The organism is Balneolales bacterium ANBcel1 (assembly GCA_029688905.1).
Classification (GTDB): domain Bacteria; phylum Bacteroidota; class Rhodothermia; order Balneolales; family Natronogracilivirgulaceae; genus SLLW01.
In genome coordinates this window covers 21575-40883 of sequence record JARULB010000003.1, presented here as the reverse complement: position 1 = coordinate 40883, position 19309 = coordinate 21575, and the positions used below count along the sequence as shown (strand labels likewise).

Genomic DNA, 19309 nt, shown 5'->3' with positions numbered 1-19309 from the left:
TCAATGGCTTGCCTTGCAGCGGGCACCCGGTTTTGCCAACTAATGTGAATACCATGCGCCATGGCGTTGCTTTCCCCTGAATATATCCTGTCCGCTTTTCTCATCTTCGTGCGCGTCGGCAGCATGATCATGGTTGCCCCGTTTTTCAGCGCGGCGGTTTTTCCAGTGCGGGTCAAGCTGTTTTTCGCGCTCATGACCAGTTTTCTGCTTTTTCCCGCCATCCCCGCCCAAAGCGTTATGGTGGATCCGGAATCCGGAATCATTTTCATGCTCATGGCGATCATTCAGGAGGTGCTTACCGGAGTGGCGCTGGGGCTTGTCGGGCAGCTTGTGTTTGCCGGACTGGACCTGGCCGGACGATTGATCAGTATTCAGGTGGCGCTCAGTTTTGCCAATGTGGTCGACAGCATGACCCAGCAGCAAAGTTCGGTGGTGAGCAACATGTTCAATCTGCTGGCCATACTTATTTTTCTCTCCATCGGAGGAGACAAAATTTATATTCTCGCCCTGGCGCACAGTTTTGAACACATTCCCGTGAGCACCGCGCAACTGGCCTCGGCCTCGCCGCTGTTTCTCGAAATGGCCACCTACCTGTTCATTACCGGAGTACAGATCGCCTCTCCATTTCTGGTCGTGCTCTTTATGCTGAACCTCTCTTTCGCCATTTTCGCCCGCATCATGCCCCAGGCCAACATCTTTTTCATCGCGCTGCCCGTCAAACTCGGGGTGGGCATGATCTTGCTGGTACTGGTCGTCCCCTATCTGCCGATTGCCTTCGATATCATGTTCCAGCGCCTGTTCGAGTACCTCTCCATGATGATCGAACTGTTGACTCCCTGATCGCAGTCAGTTCCCGGGCTGCTGCCGGTCAGATTTTGTACAGCGCTTCGGTCAGACTTTCAGGTCGAGCCGTTCTCCGACTCCATCATCAGAGGCGCTTTTTGCCGGTTTTTTTGCGGGGAGGCTCCGGGTTCTGATTTTGGGCCTCGGGGCGGAAGGAATCTCTCTTCGGATGTCCGGCACCGGGGGCTGCTCTTCACTCAACGTAAAGACAGGCCGGTCTTCATCGCGCTCTTCGTCGCGTTTCTTTTTGCGTGGGTCCGTTTCCCTGTTTTTTCTTCGAATCTCCGGAATCCGCGCCAGGCGTGCAATTCGGGATAGAGAGGTCATGGTCAGTACTCGGGTTCACGAGCCTTGTTCACCTGTAACTCGTTTTTGAGTTGAAGCAGCAGTTTTCCGATAATTTGGGAAATGCGCGCTTCCGAGCGATCCAGAAGCAGGGCGATTTCGTTCAGTGTCATGTCCTCAAAATAGTAGAGGGTAAGAATCAGCCGGTCACGGTCATTCAGTTCTCCGATCCGCTTTTGAAGTTTACTGACCATGGTGTCTTTCTGAAGCTTTTCGTCCGGCTGTTCGCTTTCGGGATCGGCCATGGTGTCGTAAAGAGAGCCGCCGTCGCTGTCAAATCGGGAGTCGAGAGAAAGTGCGTTGCGCTGCTGGACATTGGACAACAGCGTCTGGTATTCATCCACAGACATGCCGAGCTCATCGGCCACTTCGTGATCCTCCGGCTGACGACCAAGCTGCTGAGTGAGCTGATCGCTGATTTCCTGCGCCCGCCCGTAGTTGCTGCGTTGCACGCGCGGAATCTGGTCCACTTTCCTCAGGTAATCAATGACACTGCCGCGGATCCGATAGTAGGCGAAGGTGTTGAATTGAATATTTTTTTCCGAGTCATAGCTGTCAAGTGCCTGTAAGAGTCCGCTGATACCTGCGCTTTCAAGATCTTCGCGGTGCGTTAGCGGATGGTCGGGACGCTTGATTTTTCCGATGATGCTGCGGACCAGCGGCATGGATTTGCTTATGATGGCATTGCGTAACCCGTCGACGGGCTCTTCGCAGTAAGTGTCCACCAATTCTTGTAACGTTTTGTCACCCATGGCTTATGAAGATTTTTGTGATGAGGCCTCGCCGCTGTTCTTCTCGCTTCCGCCTTTATTGTTGCCGGATGCGGTTGCGGGCGGGGAGGCCTTCGTATGATTGGACTCCTGCATGACGTTCAAAAAGAAAATAGTCAGATAGGCGCCGGCAAAAAGAATGAGGAACACGACCAGGCTGCGATACAGCGCCATGTCGATTTGTGTCCCCGACATGAGCAGCAGGGCAAAAACCAGCAGTGATATGGCGGTAATCAATCGTAGTAACATAAGACGGTAAGCTTAATCGTGACTCATGGTGCGTTGCCTGGGCCGTTGTTTCTCCGGCATGGCACTGATGATGTTGTGTGCGATAAACTCGAATTCCCGCTTTTCCGGCGAGTCGGGGTGAAGGCGCGTGACCGGGGTCTGCTTCTGTACCGACTGGCGAATCAGGTCACTGTCGGGGATAAATCCCAGATAGGCGACCTCCTGCTGCATGAAATAGTGTAAAATGGTGTTGAATCGCTGATGGATGCTGTTTGCAGCGTTCTCATCCCCGGCAAAATTTACAACACTCGCGAAGGGATAGGTCGGGTCAATATTCAAAATGTACTTGCAGAAACGGTAGACATCGGAGATGGCTGTGGGTTCATCCACCAGCAGTACCATGCCGAGCTGAGCACGATCAAGGGCCCAAAGGCTCAACTCGCCGGAGCCCGCCGGGGTATCAATGATGATGATATCGTGATCTTCGGCCATCGCAAGCAGAACCTGGTCAATGGCCTCCATCAGAAGCTCCGGATCCTGATCGTGCACGCCGGGTTCGTCGGAACCGGTGACCAGAGTCAGTCCGTCGCAAACGTGCGGGAGGTCTTCCAGCCCGCATTTGCCCTGAACCCAGTGCATGACGGTAGCATCGGTTGGCTCGTTCAACAGTGTGGCGCAGTTGGACATGCCGATATCGGCATCCAGAAGTGCGACCGTGTAGCCCATGTCAATCAGCGTGCCGGCGATGTTTACGCTCGCCATGCTTTTGCCGACGCCGCCTTTGCCGCTTACCGTCGCGATAATAAAGGGATGATGTGATACTGTGTTGTGTGTCATGTTCTTCAGTTGTCTTGCAAAACTTGTTGAGCAAACCAGGCCGGACTAAAATCCGCCAGACTGCCGGGTACGGATGCTCCCATACTCAGGTATCGGGCACCGCAACCCATATCTTCAAGAAAAGGTATGATGGGGCCCCACTCCGATACCTCATCGAGATGGGTGATGGCCACATAGTCGGGCTGCAGCGGATGGTGCACCTTGCCGGAATTACGGAAGTAGTAGCGGTTCAGCGAAGCGTTCACAACGTAGTGAACCTCCAGCTTGGTGATGGAGGCAAGAACCTGCCTCATTTTCCAGTACTGGCGGAAAGAGCTCTCCTGTTCCACGGGAATGGCCGGCGAATCAAACAGCACATGATCGTATTCTTCCCACTCCTCCTGGAGCCTCCGCACATCCGCGCTGTCGGCAACCGTGTAATGCGTAATTCCGTGATCGGCGCAGAACGGTTCCAGTATGGTGTAATAGGGTTGGCCGGCGTTTTCCGGCGGCTGCAGAGTAACCACGGCGATGCTCTTGCCTGAAAGAAATTCGGGGTGCAGGACCAGCTTCATGATCAAATGGGTCTTGCCGGAACCTGACGGGCCTGTGAAGAGCATGTATTTTTCCGGTTCGCCGGAGGTATCGCTTTTCAGAGCGTTACGGATGATCGATGAGAGCCCGGACATGAACTGCTCCGGCTCATCGTCGGGGTCGATTCCTGTTTCAATGATTTCCCGGAACCATCGGGCGATGACCGTCGGCTTGATGCCGGTCTGTACCAGCTGCTGGAACGCCGGGTGCGACGCGTAATCGAGATTGGATGAGATCAGCGCGGAGTCGAGCAGCGACTCCAGCTTGTCAAAGCGTTTGTGCAGCGCGGAGATCTCACGCTGATGGTTAGCCACAAGCGAGGCCGTGTCCCGGCCAACGGTTTCTGCCACATCATCGGGTTGAAACCGGCTTTTGCGGGTTGCACCGGTATTGCCTGCCACCACGCTGCCTGACGAGCCGTTCATCGTCGCCGGGCTGCCGGAGAATACGTTGTCCGGTAGAAACTCATCGGTACTGTCTTTCTGGAAACGGTCTTTTTTTCGCTCCTCGGCGGTTCCCATCGTGTTTCCCGGATTCGGGAAAACCGGTTTCTTGTCGGATGTACCGTTGCTGGACGTGGCTTCCGTATCGGCACCACTATTTGCCGGGTTATGCCTGCCAAACCCTTTAAGCTTTGAAGCACCTGCGCCGGGCCGGAACCGTGTTTTCTTTTCGGGGCCGGTTGCTCCACCGGAGTTACTGTCGCCGGAAGCATTGCGGTTATCGCTCGCCTTTCGGGGTGCGCGACTATTGTCAATCTCCTCCATCTGCTTGCGGGCCAGTTCGCGCAATGTCTTCAGGTTGTTACTGATTTTCTTTTGAGGCCTTTCCGGGTCCGGCCGGCTTTCGCCATGCGCATCGTTACCGTTAGTGACGCCGGTGGATGGCTCAAACGAAACACCTGCCGGTGCATCCGCGTTACTGTTGCGGTTGGCGGCGGTCATTTTTTCCATTTCGGTGTCGCGATTTGCCGCGGCCGCGATATCGCTGCGCTTGTAGAAAACATTCCTGAAACGGGATTCATCGCCGGCGGGCTTCGCAGAGGCCTTTTGGGATGTTTTCGGATCGGCCTGGGAGTCCACAAGTACGGTGACACCGGCATCGTTCTTTCCATCTCCACTAAAGGACTCCAGAATGACGATATCATCCCCGTACATCTGACGGGCGCTCTTCTTCGCCATTTCAATCGATTTCCCGAAAAATTTCTTTAGAATCATGCCGGATTGGGTTCTTCAAGTTCTTTCTGTTCCAGCCCGATGCGGTCAAAGGTCTTTATCTGCACATCCTGACTGATATCATTGTAAGACAGTACATTGATCTCAGGCAAAATTGGTACCAAAAAATCATAAATCGTCGGCCGCAATACGGGGGAGGTGAGCAGAACGGGTTCCAGGCCTTGCCGGATCATTTTTTCCAGCACCTTTGAGGCGCTCAGGTACAGCTCTTCCACCGTTTTCGGGGTAAACCCGAGGGTGTTGGAATTGAGCATGCCCTGCTGTGCCTGTCCGATCAGGTGCGACTCCAGCTGCGATGCCAGGACGGTCACCTGGATTTCGTTGTCGTTCGATTTGAACTGACCGGTAATGGTTTCCGCCAGTGCGGCCCGTGCGTATTCGGTCAGTACATCGGTGTTCTTGGTCTGGCTGCTGTTGTCGGCAAGGGTTTCGAGGATGGTGGTGAGGTCACGTACCGGCACCCGCTCACGCAGCAGCCGTTTGATCACTTTCTGAACATCGCCGTATTTGAGCACATCGGGTACCATTTCCTCGACCAGCGCCGGAGATTGTTCCTTGAGGTTGTCTACCAGCCGCTTGGTCATCTGGCGATCCACCAGCTTGTGCGCGTTCTTCTTGAGCACTTCCATGAGGTGGGTGGTGATGACGGCTCCGGCTTCGATCACCGACAGGCCATATTTTTCCGCCTGCGACTTGTTTTTTCCGCTTATCCAGATCGCGTCCATTCCGAAGGTGGGGTCTTTGGTCTTGATTCCCTGGATATCCGGCTTGAAATCGGTGGGCAGCAGCGCCAGATGATATCCCGGCAGCAGTTCGCCATCACCCTGGATGATACCCCGCATCTTTATTGTATACTGATTGGCGTCAAGCTGCACGTTGTCGCGAATCCGAATCGGCGGGATGATGATGCCGAGTTCGGTGGCCAGCTGCTTACGGAGCGATGACATCCGCTCCAGCAGGTCGCCGCCCTGCTCGGTTTCGACCATTGGAATCAGGCTGTAGCCGATTTCCAGCTCAAGGGTGTCCAGCAACAGGTAGTCTTCGACGCGGTCTTCTTTGCTGCCGCTCTGCGAACCCGTTTTCTTTGCCGTTTGGGCCTCTTCCTTCTCCTGTTCGTTGCTGTTGTGCTTCTTGTAGGCGATAAACAGAAACAGGCCGCCGAGAAACCAGAAGGGAAGGATGGGCAGGCCGGGCAGGATGCCCAGGAAGAAGACAAACACCGCACCGATGACCACAGTCTTGGGATTTCCCATAAGCTGGGAGGTCATCTCCTCACTGAGGTTGCCTTCAGAGGCGGCACGCGAGACGATGATACCGGCGCCGGTCGACACAAGCAGGGCGGGAATCTGTGAAACCAGTCCGTCGCCGATTGTAAGCAGCGTATAAATTTCGGCGGCTTGTGCCAGCGACATGCCCTGCTGCATGGTGCCGATAATGAGTCCGCCGATAACGTTAATAAATGTGATGAGCAGGGCGGCGACCACATCCCCCCGCACAAACTTGCTGGCACCATCCATGGCACCATAAAAATCGGCTTCATTGGCGATCTCTTCGCGCCGCTTTTTGGCCTCCTGGTCGGTTAACAGTCCGGCCTGCAGGTCGGCGTCGATGGCCATCTGCTTGCCCGGCATGGCGTCGAGGGTAAACCGCGCGGCCACCTCGGCAATACGGGTGGCGCCCTTGGTGATTACCACAAAGTTGATGATGATGAGCACCGAGAAGATGATGATACCGATCACGAAATTGCCGCGCACCATGAACCCGCCGAACGACTGAATTAGTTCGCCGGCGTAGGCGTCGTTGAGGATCAGGCGGGTGGTAGCCACGTTCAGCGACAGCCGGAACAGGGTGAGAATGAGCAGCATTCCCGGGAAAACGGCGAATTCGAGCGGCTTGAGGGTGTAGAAAGCGACGAGCAGGACAACCAGGGAGAGCGACACGCTGATGGCCAGGAAGAAATCCATCATCGCCGCCGGAATCGGAAGGATCATGATCATCAGGATCACGATGATGCTGGACGAGATCAGCACATCGGTCCGGAAGAACATGTTTTTTAACTGACTGCCTGTGATGTTGAGTCCGGCCATGCGAAGGTGTTACGCTGTTTTGTTTTTGAGTTTGTAGACGTAGGCGAGGATTTCGGCGACAGCCCGGTAGAGGTCTGCCGGGATGTACTCATCCTCGTTGGCGGAGGCGAACAGGGCCTGGGCCACCGGTTTGTTTTCTACAATTGGTATGCCATAATGCTTTGCAAGTTCTTTTATGCGGAGGGCCCTTTTGCGCTGGCCCTTGACCTCCACGATCGGCGCCTCGTTGCGCTCGGGGTCATACCGAAGGGCGACGGCATAGTGCGTGGGGTTGGTGACCACGACATCCGAACTGAGTACCGAATGGTCCATCCGCTTGCGGTGGCGCATGGACATGGCGCGCTTCCGGCGCTGAGCCTTGATGTGAGGATCACCGTCCATTTGCTTGTGCTCGTCCTTGACCTCCTGCTTGGTCATGCGAAGATCTTTGTGGTGCTGAAACCGCTGATAGATCGCATCCACAATAGAGAGGAGAAACAGTGCCGCCAGGATACGGCCGACAAACATCAGTATATAGGAACCGGCCTCCGAGAGGGTTTCCCCCATGGGCAGTACGCTGAAGGTCAGAAAATGCTCGACATCGTTGCGCACGGTGAAATAGATGACGATACCGACAATAAAGAGCTTGGCGAACCCTTTCACCAGCTCCACGAACCCCTTCATTGAGAAGATCTTCTTGATGCCGTTGACCGGGTTGAGGTTGCTTCCTTTGGGTTTGATTTTCTTGGTGGAGAACACACCGCCCGTCTGAGCCATGTTCACCAGAAGCGCGGTCACCAGCAGCATGATCAGTATGGGGATGATCATCTCGAAACCAAAATTGAGGGCGGTCTCAAGATGGTCGAGCGCCTGCTCCTCGTTGTCCACCGGCATCGCCGCGTTCATGAAAAAGGTCTCGAACATGCCTTCAATGCGACGGTACATGAACCCGCCGCTGGAGAGCAGCATCAAGATGGCGGCAAACATCAGCAACACGGAAGAAACTTCCTTGCTGATGCTAACATTGCCTTCTTCACGGGCTTTTTCAAGCTTCCGCGCCGATGGTTCCTCGGTTTTTTCCTGGTCACTTTTTTTGTCGGACATGACCGGGATCTTTCAAATACAGTACCAAACCCGGCGGGTTGCGGCTCTGTGATGAGGAAACCGGGTAGGGGTTGCGATGACGGGTGGGCGGAACTTCCGGGCCGTTCCGGAGCGGGAGGCACGGCTTGTTAAACGGGATCCGGGAGGAGATGGCCCTGCAATGCGTGCCGATAAGCGGAGTTCAGGCGCGGTTTTTACCGGCAGGCGGCAGTCGCGGGAAGCGGCCGTGACCGATAGTTTGCAAACGGTATATATAATGTATTATCCGGGCGGACCGGCAGCCCCGGCCGGTGACACGCACGCAGCCCGGCAACGGAAAACATTTCCCGTCGGGACAGCGGCAAAGGAATATTCTGCAGGAGCCGAATCCCGAGGCATCGTACAGAACATGAGGATGTCCCGGCTTCAGGTCGCCTCCAAAAAACACGCCACAGGGCTCTTGAAAGCCTGATATGTCATGGTGGCCATTTTCAAAAGAGCACAATGGCACGCATTTTGAAGTTATCGGCCGTGTAAGTCAGTTTCTTAAACCCGAAGTAAAAAAAATTTCAAGCACGGTACAGTCCCATGATGGATCGACTACAAGCCCATATGCAGGCCATGCAGATGTTTTCGCGAGCCCAGGAGGTGACCGCGAACAACCTGGCCAATATCAATACTCCCGGGTTCAAAAGTGACAAACTGTTTCACAAGCTGCTTACCGAGCAGGTAGACGGCCAAACGGTTACCCGAACAGTGCCCATGCAGCACATCTCTCTTGCCCAGGGCGAGCTCGAACCCACGGGCAACGACTTTGATTTTGCCATCAACGGCCCCGGTTTTTTTATGGTGGATGACGGCGGCGAAGCGCAACTCACCCGAAATGGGCGTTTTCAGCTGGACTCCGACGGATACCTGCGCACGAAGAACGGAGCCAATGTGATGGGAACCGCCGGACATATCCACATACCGGAGTTTTTTCACGGAATGAACAACGGCCAGATGGAGGCGCAACTCGAGGTGGCAAAGGATGGCACAATTCGCATTAATGACGAGGTGTACGACCAGATACGGGTCGTTCGAGTTGAAGACCCGTCTACGCTGGAACGCCGTGGAAATGCCCGCTTTTCGGCGGAAGGGATTACGCTGCTTCCCGGGGACTCGTCCAGTTCGGTGATGCAAGGCCATTTTGAGAAAGGAAATGTGCAAACGCTGCACGAAATGACCGACCTGATGCGCAACATGCAGATGTTCGAGGCACAGCAGCGCGCCATGCGAACCACCGATGAAATGCTTTCGCAGACAACCAACCAACTGGGAAGATTTTAACCTGAAATAACAGAATAAACCTATGTTCAGAGCTCTCAGCACAGGCGCACTCGGGATGAGTGCCCAGCAACGATCGGTCGACAATGTGGCCAACAACCTGGCCAACGTCAATACAACCGGCTATAAACGAACCAGCATCGCGTTCCAGGACATGTTCTACGAGAATGTGGCCTCTTCAAGGCACGGGGCCTCGGGCAGCCGTCCGTCCAACGACGGACCATCCCTGCAGATCGGACACGGTTCCCGGCCGGTAGCTACCATACGGAATTTCATGCAGGGCCCGGTTGAGGAGAGCGGAAGTGCCCTGGATATCGCGATTAACGGCAGCGGCTTTTTCCAGGTGGAGATGCCCGACGGAAGCATTGCCTATACCCGTGACGGAAACTTCAGCCGGGATTCGACCGGACTGATGGTCAACAACTCCGGACTCCCGCTGGCCGATATGATCGAAATCCCCATGGAAGCGGTCGGTATCGACATCTCCCAGAGTGGTGTGGTTACCGCCCAGCTGGCAGGAAGCGGCGGCCAGATTGACCTGGGACAGATCGAGCTTGCCAAGTTTGTCAATCCCTCCGGGCTCAACGCCATGGGCGACAACCTGTTCGGTGAAACGGAGTCGTCCGGCATGCCGTTTTACGGCAACCCAGGATCGGAAGGCTTTGGTTTGTTGCGCCAGGGATACCTGGAGCAGTCGAACGTGGATATTGTGAACGAGATGGTCAAGCTGATCGAAGCACAGCGGGCCTACGAAACAAATTCGAAGGTGGTCCAGACTGCCGAAGACATGATGCAGGTCACCAACAGCATCAAACGCTAACGCTGATGGCACCCCCGGTGGCACCGGCAGCTGAAACCGTCGTGCACGCCGCTCTGATGTAACGAACAGATAATCACAAAATGTGAACTCAACCGGCAGATGAAAGTAATTGCGCTTATATCGGTACTCGTATTTATGGCCGCAGGGCCTGAAGGCATGGTATGGGCTGAAGGTGACGGAAACATGGCAAGCGCGGCTGAAATGAGTGGAACGGCAGGCACGGCCGAAACGGCTGACGCCATGGATCGATCCGTTGACTCGCGCTCTGGAGCGCAAGTGGCCCGAAATTCTGAAAATAGTACCGCCGGGCGTTATCCTGCCAGAGAGAAGATTCTGGAGCTGGCCGGGGCTTCGCTGGAAGCCGCACATGATCCGCAAAATTACCGGTTTGATGTGACGGCCCGCTGGATTCCCGGAAGCCTGGCTCAATTACCGGCAGAGAGTATTATGGCCGTGGTGCCGGACGGAGCCGTGGAGCGCTATACCGGTTTTGAAGTAACCTACGAAACAGACGGGCGGCGTCGCCGGGCCCAGGTGCAGCTTCAGGTCGACATCGAACGGTGGCTTCCGGTGATGAGCGAGCGGGTATCGGCAGGGGATGTGATCGGCAGCGAGAACATGACGATGCGATGGGTGCCGGTGCCGCGCGATCGCGGGCAGTTGGTAGCCGATCCGGCGGCCATTGAAGGGATGACGGTTCGCCGCACCCTCACGCAGGGAGAGCCCGTGCGCCAGGCGGATATTTCTACGGAATATATCGTTGAAACCGGCGAGACGGTCACGCTGATTCTGCAAAGAGACGGTGTCCGGGTGGATATTTCGGCCGTCGCGCGCCAGAACGGCTCCCGGGACGAAAGCATCCGCCTCTACAGTGATGAAACGAGAAGAACGTACCTGGGACGAGTGACAGGCCCGGGGTACGTGCAGTGGGTCCGGACCCTCTGAAATATCCGGAAAAACCATCTACAGTCCTCAGATCCTAACAGATAAATAGAATGAAAAACAGAAACAGTATTTCCGGGCACATCCTGCTCCTGAGTATGGGTCTTTTGCTGGCATCGGCTTTGCCGTCGTCTGCGCAGCATTCGCTGTACCGTGATGTGAAGGCCAATCAGATCGGTGATATCATCACGGTGGTTCTGATGGAGAACATATCCGGCAGCTCCACATCAGACTCACGTCAGACATCCAGCACTTCCGGTCAGGCTTCAGGGTCCACTTCCAGCAACTTCCTCCCGTTTGAACCCTATTTCGGAACCGACGCTTCGGTGGGCTATAACTCCGATGACCGCAACCTGGCCAATCAGCGTCAGCTGCTTCAGGGGCACATGAGTGTGCAAATCACCGAAATCACCGATCGGGGGGACATGATCGTAAGTGGTAACCGGGTCACCGAGATCAACGGGGAGCTGCATGAAATAACACTGAGGGGTACGGTGAGGCCGAACGATGTGGACAGCGCCAACCGGGTGTTGTCGTACCGGGTGGCCAACGCCGAGATCAATTATCAGAAGAAGGAGGGGCTCAAGCAAATGACCCGCAAGCCCGGTTTTATTCGCCGGGTTGCCTTCATCGGTGTAGGAGTTGCCATGAGCGCGGCTATCATTGCCCGGGAACTGAACTGATGAGCGACGGCAACAACAGCAGAGCAGATATAATGCCGGGCGGATTCGGTGCAGGCCCGAATAAACACATTGAAAGGAATCCCATGAATCGCAATTCATATTTATCGGTTTCACAGAACAAGTCGGGTCGGGTGACCCGCAACGGCACCCTTCTGATGGCGGTCGTGATGGTGGCCTTTTCCGTATGGACGCCGGGCGGCCTGCAGGCGCAAACCCGCCTGAGCGATTTGGTTGAAGTCCAGCACGCCAACCGGAAAGAGCTGATCGGCTACGGCCTGGTTACAGGCCTGGATCGTACCGGCGACCGCACCCTCAGCAGCCGGGGCGCGGTTTTCACGGTTCAGTCCATTGCCAACATGCTGGAGAATTTCGGTATTACGGTGGATGCCGACCGGCTCCGCACCCGCAACGTAGCCGCAGTGATGGTTACCGCTTCCATCGGACCCTATCACGCCCCCGGCAGTGAAATTGATGTGACCGTATCCTCCCTGGGCGATGCCAGCAGCCTGCAGGGCGGAGTGCTTCTGCAGACACCGCTTTTCGATCCCGATAATGAGGAGGTCTTTGCCAAGGCCCAGGGTCCGCTGATCGTGGGTGGCATCACCGCGGAGACCCCCGGCGCAAGAATTACAAGAAACCAGACCCTCACCGCGACAGTGCCGGGCGGCGGGATTGTGGAGCGAAACACCAGGTTTTCGCACAACGTTGAGGCGCCGCTCGGACTCGTACTCCGGAATCCCAACCATACCAACGCTCGCCGGATTGCAGAGGAGATCAACTCGGTGTTTGATGAAGACCTGGCCGAAATGCAGCATCCCGGGCTGGTTTATGTGCAGTGGCCCGAAGCGTTTCGCGATCCCGGCAACATGAACCTGTTCACCAGCATTGTGATGGAGCAGGAGATTGCGGTGGATACCCCGGCGCGGGTGGTGATCAATGAGCGAACCGGCACCATTGTGGCCGGAGGCAATGTGATCATCGATGAAGTGATGATCGCCCACGGCAACATCCAGATCCGCACGCAGGTGAGGCCGTTTATTGTACAGCCACCGCCTTTCACCCAGGGTGAGGCCATTGTCGAAGAGATTCACGAGGTGGGGATCAGCGAACAGGCGGCGCAGACGATGCTGCTTGAGCCGGAAACCACCGTCGAACAGCTTTCCGGTTCTCTCAATGCGCTGGGACTCAGTCCGCGGGACATTATCGCCATCTTCCAGGCACTGGATCGGGCGGGGTCGCTGCGGGGCAAGCTGATTGTAATGTAATCCTGAAAGATACCGGCAGAGGCGGGTAGCCCCAGATCGGGCAAACTGCTCTGCAGTGAAAAGAAATCACCATGAACATACAGAGTTTTATTGCGGTAAACAGGCATACACCCGGCGATGAGCGGCGGGATGAGATCCATCGTGAAAAAACCGCAACAGAATTCGAGGAACTGTTTGCCCGCCATCTGGTACAGCAGATGACCAAAGGCGCGTTCGACATGGAAGGGGGCGCATCCGGGGTCGGGCAATCCAGTGCGCTATACCGCGAATTTATAACCGATGCCCTTGCCGGTGAGCTGGCGGCGCAGCGAAAGCTGGGCATGGCCGAGATGGTAGAGAAATATTGGGAGCGGCTGGAAGCGAATCATCCCGCAGGCAAGGGGGAAACGGATGAAACCGGAAACGCCGGCATGCTGAAGCTTGAAGAAGAACAGCGGCCGCTGGAATTCAATACGGGTGTCACTGGCGCCGGAAACCCGGAACCTGCCCGGGAAAAGCAGCAGGAAGAGTCAGGCGACAATTAGCACAGAAGCAGAAGCAATCACGATAATCAGATAAAATATGACACAAGAGCAATCAGGTCGGTTCCCCATTCACACCATGTCGGACCGAGTCCGTGCCCTCGATAAAGTCTGCCGGGAACTGTCGTCGGTGATGACCGAGCAGCTCAAGGCTGTAGTCACCTCCGATGCCGAGAGGGTCATGCAGCTGACGGAGAGAAATGCGGAGGTACAGCTGGATTTTCAGGAGGCCGAGCAGGCTTTCATCAACGAAATGCAGAATCTGGCGTTTCGCCCGGCAAAAGATGAGGGTCCGGTGACATTGGAGCGGCTCAAGCAGATGTACCCCGGATACGGCGGGTTTATTGACGACTGGAAAAAACAGATCACCGCAAACCTGGATAAACTGCAGAAGCAACAGGAGCAGCTTGTTCAGCTTATCGAGTTCGCCCAGCAGCAGAATTCCGATCTGATGCGTTCGGTTTACCATGCGCGGAACGGCAAGAATGTCCACTATCATCACAACGGCCGGACTTCCGATGTGCAGTCGGGCATCGCCGTGAACCAGAAAGGGTGAATTTGGCAACCAGAAACAGCAGGCAGATATGAAAACCATTTTCGAAGTATCAAAAAGCGGATTGTACAGCGCGGAGCGGGCACTGTCGGTTACGGCTAACAACGTGATCAATGCGGATACACCGGGGTACAGCAGGCAGCGGCTGGAGACAGCGCCTGTCGGCCAGCACATGCATGGCTACCATGCAGGGCTGGGGGTCAATGTCGCCGGTATCACGCGGCTGCGCAATGAGCTTGCCGATATCCAGCTCAATGACAAACGCCAGCAGATGGGCTACATGCAGGAAAAGGAGAAGATTCTGGAGCAGCTGGAGTCGTCGCTGGCAACCGATTCCGGCGGTGATCTGGATGTCCAGCTGGGACGGTTGTTCGACACTTTTTCCGAGCTTTCCAACGATCCGCAGGATCTCAGTGTCCGTAACAATCTGGTCGGAGAGGCGCGGCAGCTTACCGAAAAACTGGGTGACCTGAGCCGCAACCTGGACCGTGTAAGCGATATCACCCGCGACTCAATCACCTCCAATATCCGCCAGATCAATGATTTGCTGCAGGATCTCGCCTCGCTGAACAAATCCATCACCACGGCCCAGGCGATGGGGCAGCCCGATCATACGAGCCTGGATTTGCAGGTGAAAAAGCTGGAAGACCTTTCCAACCTTGTGAATATCGATACCAGCGTGGTCGAGAACGGAAGCCTTCAGATACATATTGGCGGAGTGCAGGTACTGCATGAGGATACCTACCGCAAGCTGGTGCCGGACAACGACGATGTTCTGAAAACCTATGGCGTGCATCTGGAAAACGGCACGGAGATCAAACCGTCCGGCGGCGGGCTGGCCGCGGGTATCGAGATGTACGAGTCGGAGGTTCCTGGCATGAAGGGTCGCCTGGACCAGATCGCGGAGACCATGGTCAATGAGGTAAATGCCCTGCACGCTTCGGGATACGGACTTGAAGACAACGTTCATCGGGATTTCTTTGACCCCGCCGGGGTGACGGCCGCGACCATGCGTTTGAACGAGGAAATCGTACATAATCACAAGCATATTGCCGCCTCTTCGGTGGAATTCGAGGCCGGTAACGGTCAGATTGCCGCCGACATGGCCGAGCTGCGCAACCGGCAGCTGATCGAAGGCCGAAAGATGATCGATTATGCCGTGGATACCATCAGCAGTGCGGGCAGCGACCTTTCGCGGCTGCGAAATACGATGGAGACACGCGAGTCGGAAATCCGCATGCTCGAGGTGCAGCAGGAGCGTGAGGCCGGTGTCAACATCGACGAAGAACTCAGTCTGATGATTCAGTATCAAAACGCTTATCAGGGCGCGGCCAGGGTAATGGCCAGTGCCCAGCAAATGATGGACACGTTAATCAGCCTGGTGAGGTAAGTCATGCGTATCACACAGAAAATCATTTTTGATGACTTCATACGGGATATCAACAAGAACCGCAGCCAAATGGCCGGGATCCAGTCGGATCTCTCCAGCGGAAAGCGGGTAAGGCTGCCTTCGCAGGACCCCACCTCGTTTCAGCGCAGCCGCATTATCGAGGAGGACATCCGGAAGCAGGAGCAGTACCAGAAGAATATCAGCAGTGGATTGCGCCAGGGACGGCTCGCCCAGGAGGCGCTTGATGAAACCATCGACAACATGATCGACATCAAGCGGATTCTGACGCAGGCTGCCACCGATACCTCCAGTGCGACGGTTCGGGAGAGCATGGCGCAGGAGATTGCCGGTATTCGCGATTCGATGGTGGCGACGCTCAATACGTCATATGGCGACCGCTACCTGTTTGCTGGTACCAATTCCGGCGTCCGGCCATTTCAGTTTGACGAGCTCGAGCCCGGCGGCGTTGCGGACCACAGCAACAGCTCGCCGCTGAAAGTGCAGGCCGGCGATGAGCTGTTCATCGAGTTCAGCGTGACCGGCACCGACCTGCGGGAAAGTGGCGCGGGCGATATGTTTGAAATCATCGACAATATCCACCAGGCACTGCTGGATAACGATACTGCGGCGCTGAACGGCATGATGAGCGATGTCGATCAGATGATTGACCACAGCTCCATCGTCACGTCACGCCTGGGGAACAACATCAACCGCCTGGAATTCATGTTCGAACAGTATGAATCGACCAACATTGTAATGAAATCGGATGTGAGCAATTTGGTGGACACCGATTTTGCCAAGGCGTTTTCCGATATGCAGCGCACCCAGATCTCCTTTGAGGCGGCCATGGCCGTCCATACCCAAATGATCCACAACACCCTGCTCGACTATCTCTGAACAGGGAATATCCGGCACTAATGACATTAAGCTACCATCCTCACAATACAAGATATTATGGAAAAAGAACAAACCGCTTCGGTCTCTGAAAGCACCCTTTTTGGAGAAACAGAAAATATGGCCGACATTACTCCGGTCCTGTTTCTGACGGATGAAACGATGCTGCAGGCAGATGCTGTGAGGCAATGGCTCGCGTGGTTTCCGGCCGTACAGGTAGCGGCGCCGGGCGACCGTCCGGAGTATGTGCCCGACACCGTACGCTGGATGCGTTACGAACCGAAAGAGTACCGGTCGGCGGTGTGGAACCGGATGCTTGCCGAAGTCAGTACTCGTTGGGCTCTTTTTCTGGAGGATGACGAGATTGTGAATCTCTCCGGGTTCGGCGCCCTCGACACCGACAGCCTGAAGAACTGGCCGCCGGTGATGATCCAGTGGCGCGACGGCAATATGCTGCGGCAGTGTTATCAGATACGGCTTGTGGCCGCTTCCAAAGAGCCGTTATTTGACGGAAAGAACCTGCCCGACTGTACCTCCCACATCACCCGAAACGGAATCAACATAACCGGGGAGCCCCTGTACATACACAGGGAGAGCAGGCTGTTTGAGGAGCTGGATCCGGAAGATGAGCTGTCGGTTGCCCGTCCCTCCCCCCAGGTTTACCTGACAATGGGCGCACGGTACTTCGACCAGAGAAAATATGTGCACGCCGCCGCGCAGTACCGAAAAGTGATGCACTCGGGCGATGTACTTCCGTATGACCGTCTGGCTGCCATCAACGGGCTGGCCAGCTGCATGGCCGAACAGTACAAATGGAACCAGGCGCTGGATACGGCGGTCAAGTCGATCCGCCTGGAGCCGAAACAACGCCTTCCCTACCTGATTCTCTACCGGATTCATCAGCTGGGTAAACGGTGGGGAGAGGCGCACGACATTCTGCTTACCTACTACTCCCTGAGGGACGAACTTTCGGCGGCCAATTTTGACAAAGTGCTGCCGGAAGATGAGACTCTGGCTCAACTGGCCGACATGGCGTTTCGTGCCGGGATGCGCAAGGCATCGTACGAACACTACAGCAAATTGTATATGCTGCGGGGCGGGAATGTGGATCAGGGGCTGCTGCACCGGCTGCTCCTGTTCGCCATCGAGCAGGAGGATTTCGAGCAGTCGGAAGGGCTGTTCAAAAAACTGTTTGGCGCTTCATTTGCCGAGAAGATGGACAGCGCGACCGAAGAGCAGGTATTTGATTATCTGACCCTGTTCATGGAGCGGGGCTGGTACGAATTCGCGGGAGCACGGTACCAGAAAATGATGGAACTGGAGCCATCCAACGAAACGTATGTTCGGCGCTGGCTGGTCGCGCTTTCCAAAAGCAAGGACCTTAAAAAAGCCCAGCGGGTAATCGCAGGGATGAAGCTGCGGAAGAAGACCGGATAACGGAAGCCGGGGTCCTGATGGCTAATCGGAGTCCATCTCTTCGGTCCAGCCGCTATTCTTCAGTTTATTGCGGATGGTACGATCGGAAATACCCAGCAGCTGCCCCGCCTTCTTCTGATTGCCGCGCGTTTTCTCCAGCGCCTTTTTGATCATCTGAAGCTCCATCTCCTCAATGGGGATGAGCGGGATGTCGGCCAGAACCTCGCTTTTGATCTCCTCATCGACATTCGAAAAGAGGTGGTCCTCCACATGTTCAATGGAGATTTCGGGTTCTTTTTGGGAGAGGATTACGCCCCGGTGGATTTTATTGTCAAGTTCCCGCACATTGCCTTTCCACTCTTGTTCCATCAGGTAATCGGCCAGTTGTTTCGAAAGCGTCTTTTCCCCCATATCGTATTGTGAGGTATAGCGGTCTATGAAGAACTGGGCCAGCATGGGGATGTCATCGCGCCGCTCGCGCAACGGGGGGATGGTGATGGGAAATACGTTCAGGCGGTAGTAGAGATCTTCGCGGAACTGGTTTTCGGCGATAGCCTCGGTCATCTGACGGTTGGTGGTAGCGATAACCCGGACATCCACCTTCACCGGCTTCTGGCTGCCGACGCGCTGGAACTCTTTTTCCTGCAGAACCCGCAACAGCTTTGCCTGAATGTTGATGTCGATCTCGGTGATCTCATCCAGCAGCAGCGTGCCACCGTCGGCTTCGTCAAAGGCTCCCTTGCGGTCGCTGGTCGCACCGGTAAAAGAGCCCTTCATATGCCCGAACAGGGTGCTTTCCACCAGCTCGGAGGGCAGGTTGGCGCAGTTGATTTTCAGGTAAGGGCCGGATGCGCGATCGCTTTCATGGTGGATCAGGTGTGCGTAGACCTCTTTCCCGGTTCCGCTTTCGCCCTGGATGAGGATGGGAGCGTTGTTCCGGGCAATTTGCGGCAACATGCTGAGCAGCCTCCGGATGTGCGGGTGCTGCCCTACCATTTTGATCTCGGCTTTGCGGCCGCCTCTTCCGCCTCCCGCTTTTTTCTGTCCGCCGGAGGTTGATTTCGAAGACTGGGCTGCGCCAGATTCCGGTTCCCCGGTAGTGGTACCGGTAGAAGGTGCCGGCGTGGACGCTTCCGCCCGTCGCTCTTCCGGAGCGGTTTCAAAAAACCGGTTTACGCGGTACAGAATCTCGCGTGACGTAAACGGCTTGGTCACGTAATCGAAAGCGCCTTTACGGATGGCATTCACAGAGTGGTTGATGCTGCCGAAGCCGGTTATGAGAATCACGCCGGTGTCCGGGTAATTCCGGTTGATGTGATTCATTACCTCATCTCCGGTCATTTCATTCATTTTGACATCGCTGACGACCAGATCGACCCGGTTCTTTTCCAGGTAAGAGAGTGCTTCCACAGGAGAATTGAACGCGACGACATCGTAGTTGTTCATGGATAGATGCTCTTCCATGAAACCCAGCAGAAGCTTGTCGTCATCGACAACTAAAATACGTCCTTGCATTGGC

General features: G+C 55.6%; 19 protein-coding genes. 11 read left to right on the top strand and 8 right to left on the bottom strand.

The window, feature by feature from the left end; translation table 11 throughout:
- The first annotated feature begins 60 nt into the window (after positions 1-60).
- Positions 61-840, top strand: a complete 780-nt coding sequence (gene fliR / locus QA596_04580) for a flagellar biosynthetic protein FliR (protein MDG5766734.1) — start codon at positions 61-63, stop codon at positions 838-840.
- A gap of 51 nt (positions 841-891) precedes the next feature.
- On the opposite strand, the gene QA596_04575 is transcribed toward fliR, so the two are convergent.
- The 7 genes from QA596_04575 to flhB are packed head-to-tail and all read right to left on the bottom strand — an operon-like array spanning position 892 to position 8001.
- The gene (locus QA596_04575; GenBank protein ID MDG5766733.1) at positions 892-1170 is read right to left on the bottom strand and encodes a hypothetical protein; all 279 of its coding nucleotides are present in this window, start codon (positions 1168-1170) and stop codon (positions 892-894) included.
- 2 nt (positions 1171-1172) lie between these two features.
- Positions 1173-1940 (bottom strand): FliA/WhiG family RNA polymerase sigma factor, encoded by a 768-nt coding sequence (locus QA596_04570; protein ID MDG5766732.1) that lies wholly within the window; start codon positions 1938-1940, stop codon positions 1173-1175.
- A gap of 3 nt (positions 1941-1943) precedes the next feature.
- Entirely contained in the window at positions 1944-2207 is a 264-nt protein-coding gene (locus tag QA596_04565) for a hypothetical protein (GenBank protein ID MDG5766731.1), read from the bottom strand.
- A 12-nt stretch (positions 2208-2219) separates the two neighbouring features.
- Complete coding sequence (locus tag QA596_04560) at positions 2220-3023, bottom strand: P-loop NTPase (GenBank protein ID MDG5766730.1); 804 nt, start codon at positions 3021-3023, stop codon at positions 2220-2222.
- 5 nt (positions 3024-3028) lie between these two features.
- Complete coding sequence (locus QA596_04555) at positions 3029-4813, bottom strand: hypothetical protein (GenBank protein MDG5766729.1); 1785 nt, start codon at positions 4811-4813, stop codon at positions 3029-3031.
- Positions 4810-6918: a flagellar biosynthesis protein FlhA gene (gene flhA, locus QA596_04550; protein MDG5766728.1), complete on the bottom strand. Its 2109-nt coding sequence runs from the start codon at positions 6916-6918 to the stop codon at positions 4810-4812. Before flhA ends, QA596_04555 begins: the two co-directional genes overlap by 4 nt.
- A gap of 9 nt (positions 6919-6927) precedes the next feature.
- A complete protein-coding gene (flhB, locus tag QA596_04545; protein ID MDG5766727.1) occupies positions 6928-8001 on the bottom strand; it encodes a flagellar biosynthesis protein FlhB in 1074 nt (357 codons plus the stop codon).
- A gap of 567 nt (positions 8002-8568) precedes the next feature.
- Between flhB and QA596_04540 the strand changes: the two genes are divergently transcribed.
- The 10 genes from QA596_04540 (at position 8569) to QA596_04495 (ending at position 17811) form a co-directional block, all read left to right on the top strand.
- On the top strand, positions 8569-9309 hold the full coding sequence (locus QA596_04540) for a flagellar hook-basal body protein (protein MDG5766726.1): 741 nt from the start codon (positions 8569-8571) through the stop codon (positions 9307-9309).
- Between the two features lie 22 nt (positions 9310-9331).
- Positions 9332-10126: a flagellar basal-body rod protein FlgG gene (gene flgG / locus QA596_04535; protein MDG5766725.1), complete on the top strand. Its 795-nt coding sequence runs from the start codon at positions 9332-9334 to the stop codon at positions 10124-10126.
- Between the two features lie 99 nt (positions 10127-10225).
- Positions 10226-11071 carry a flagellar basal body P-ring formation chaperone FlgA gene (gene flgA, locus QA596_04530; protein ID MDG5766724.1) on the top strand — a complete coding sequence of 282 codons (846 nt, stop codon included), beginning with the start codon at positions 10226-10228 and terminating at the stop codon, positions 11069-11071.
- A gap of 50 nt (positions 11072-11121) precedes the next feature.
- Complete coding sequence (locus tag QA596_04525; protein MDG5766723.1) at positions 11122-11751, top strand: flagellar basal body L-ring protein FlgH; 630 nt, start codon at positions 11122-11124, stop codon at positions 11749-11751.
- 83 nt (positions 11752-11834) lie between these two features.
- Entirely contained in the window at positions 11835-13016 is a 1182-nt protein-coding gene (locus QA596_04520) for a flagellar basal body P-ring protein FlgI (GenBank protein ID MDG5766722.1), read from the top strand.
- A 71-nt stretch (positions 13017-13087) separates the two neighbouring features.
- Positions 13088-13540: a hypothetical protein gene (locus QA596_04515; GenBank protein ID MDG5766721.1), complete on the top strand. Its 453-nt coding sequence runs from the start codon at positions 13088-13090 to the stop codon at positions 13538-13540.
- Between the two features lie 37 nt (positions 13541-13577).
- On the top strand, positions 13578-14093 hold the full coding sequence (gene flgN / locus QA596_04510) for a flagellar export chaperone FlgN (GenBank protein MDG5766720.1): 516 nt from the start codon (positions 13578-13580) through the stop codon (positions 14091-14093).
- 28 nt (positions 14094-14121) lie between these two features.
- Complete coding sequence (gene flgK, locus QA596_04505) at positions 14122-15480, top strand: flagellar hook-associated protein FlgK (protein MDG5766719.1); 1359 nt, start codon at positions 14122-14124, stop codon at positions 15478-15480.
- Between the two features lie 3 nt (positions 15481-15483).
- Complete coding sequence (flgL, locus tag QA596_04500; protein MDG5766718.1) at positions 15484-16377, top strand: flagellar hook-associated protein FlgL; 894 nt, start codon at positions 15484-15486, stop codon at positions 16375-16377.
- A 57-nt stretch (positions 16378-16434) separates the two neighbouring features.
- Positions 16435-17811, top strand: a complete 1377-nt coding sequence (locus QA596_04495) for a hypothetical protein (protein MDG5766717.1) — start codon at positions 16435-16437, stop codon at positions 17809-17811.
- A 21-nt stretch (positions 17812-17832) separates the two neighbouring features.
- Here the strand turns inward: QA596_04495 and QA596_04490 are convergent, their stop codons facing one another.
- On the bottom strand, positions 17833-19305 hold the full coding sequence (locus tag QA596_04490; protein ID MDG5766716.1) for a sigma-54 dependent transcriptional regulator: 1473 nt from the start codon (positions 19303-19305) through the stop codon (positions 17833-17835).
- Positions 19306-19309: the final 4 nt, after the last annotated feature.

Coding starts and splice junctions, on each gene's coding strand:
- fliR (MDG5766734.1), top strand. CDS start 61: ATGGCGTTGCTTTCCCCTGAATATATCCTGTCCGCTTTTCTCATCTTC.
- QA596_04575 (MDG5766733.1), bottom strand. CDS start 1,170: ATGACCTCTCTATCCCGAATTGCACGCCTGGCGCGGATTCCGGAGATT.
- QA596_04570 (MDG5766732.1), bottom strand. CDS start 1,940: ATGGGTGACAAAACGTTACAAGAATTGGTGGACACTTACTGCGAAGAG.
- QA596_04565 (MDG5766731.1), bottom strand. CDS start 2,207: ATGTTACTACGATTGATTACCGCCATATCACTGCTGGTTTTTGCCCTG.
- QA596_04560 (MDG5766730.1), bottom strand. CDS start 3,023: ATGACACACAACACAGTATCACATCATCCCTTTATTATCGCGACGGTA.
- QA596_04555 (MDG5766729.1), bottom strand. CDS start 4,813: ATGATTCTAAAGAAATTTTTCGGGAAATCGATTGAAATGGCGAAGAAG.
- flhA (MDG5766728.1), bottom strand. CDS start 6,918: ATGGCCGGACTCAACATCACAGGCAGTCAGTTAAAAAACATGTTCTTC.
- flhB (MDG5766727.1), bottom strand. CDS start 8,001: ATGTCCGACAAAAAAAGTGACCAGGAAAAAACCGAGGAACCATCGGCG.
- QA596_04540 (MDG5766726.1), top strand. CDS start 8,569: ATGATGGATCGACTACAAGCCCATATGCAGGCCATGCAGATGTTTTCG.
- flgG (MDG5766725.1), top strand. CDS start 9,332: ATGTTCAGAGCTCTCAGCACAGGCGCACTCGGGATGAGTGCCCAGCAA.
- flgA (MDG5766724.1), top strand. CDS start 10,226: ATGAAAGTAATTGCGCTTATATCGGTACTCGTATTTATGGCCGCAGGG.
- QA596_04525 (MDG5766723.1), top strand. CDS start 11,122: ATGAAAAACAGAAACAGTATTTCCGGGCACATCCTGCTCCTGAGTATG.
- QA596_04520 (MDG5766722.1), top strand. CDS start 11,835: ATGAATCGCAATTCATATTTATCGGTTTCACAGAACAAGTCGGGTCGG.
- QA596_04515 (MDG5766721.1), top strand. CDS start 13,088: ATGAACATACAGAGTTTTATTGCGGTAAACAGGCATACACCCGGCGAT.
- flgN (MDG5766720.1), top strand. CDS start 13,578: ATGACACAAGAGCAATCAGGTCGGTTCCCCATTCACACCATGTCGGAC.
- flgK (MDG5766719.1), top strand. CDS start 14,122: ATGAAAACCATTTTCGAAGTATCAAAAAGCGGATTGTACAGCGCGGAG.
- flgL (MDG5766718.1), top strand. CDS start 15,484: ATGCGTATCACACAGAAAATCATTTTTGATGACTTCATACGGGATATC.
- QA596_04495 (MDG5766717.1), top strand. CDS start 16,435: ATGGAAAAAGAACAAACCGCTTCGGTCTCTGAAAGCACCCTTTTTGGA.
- QA596_04490 (MDG5766716.1), bottom strand. CDS start 19,305: ATGCAAGGACGTATTTTAGTTGTCGATGACGACAAGCTTCTGCTGGGT.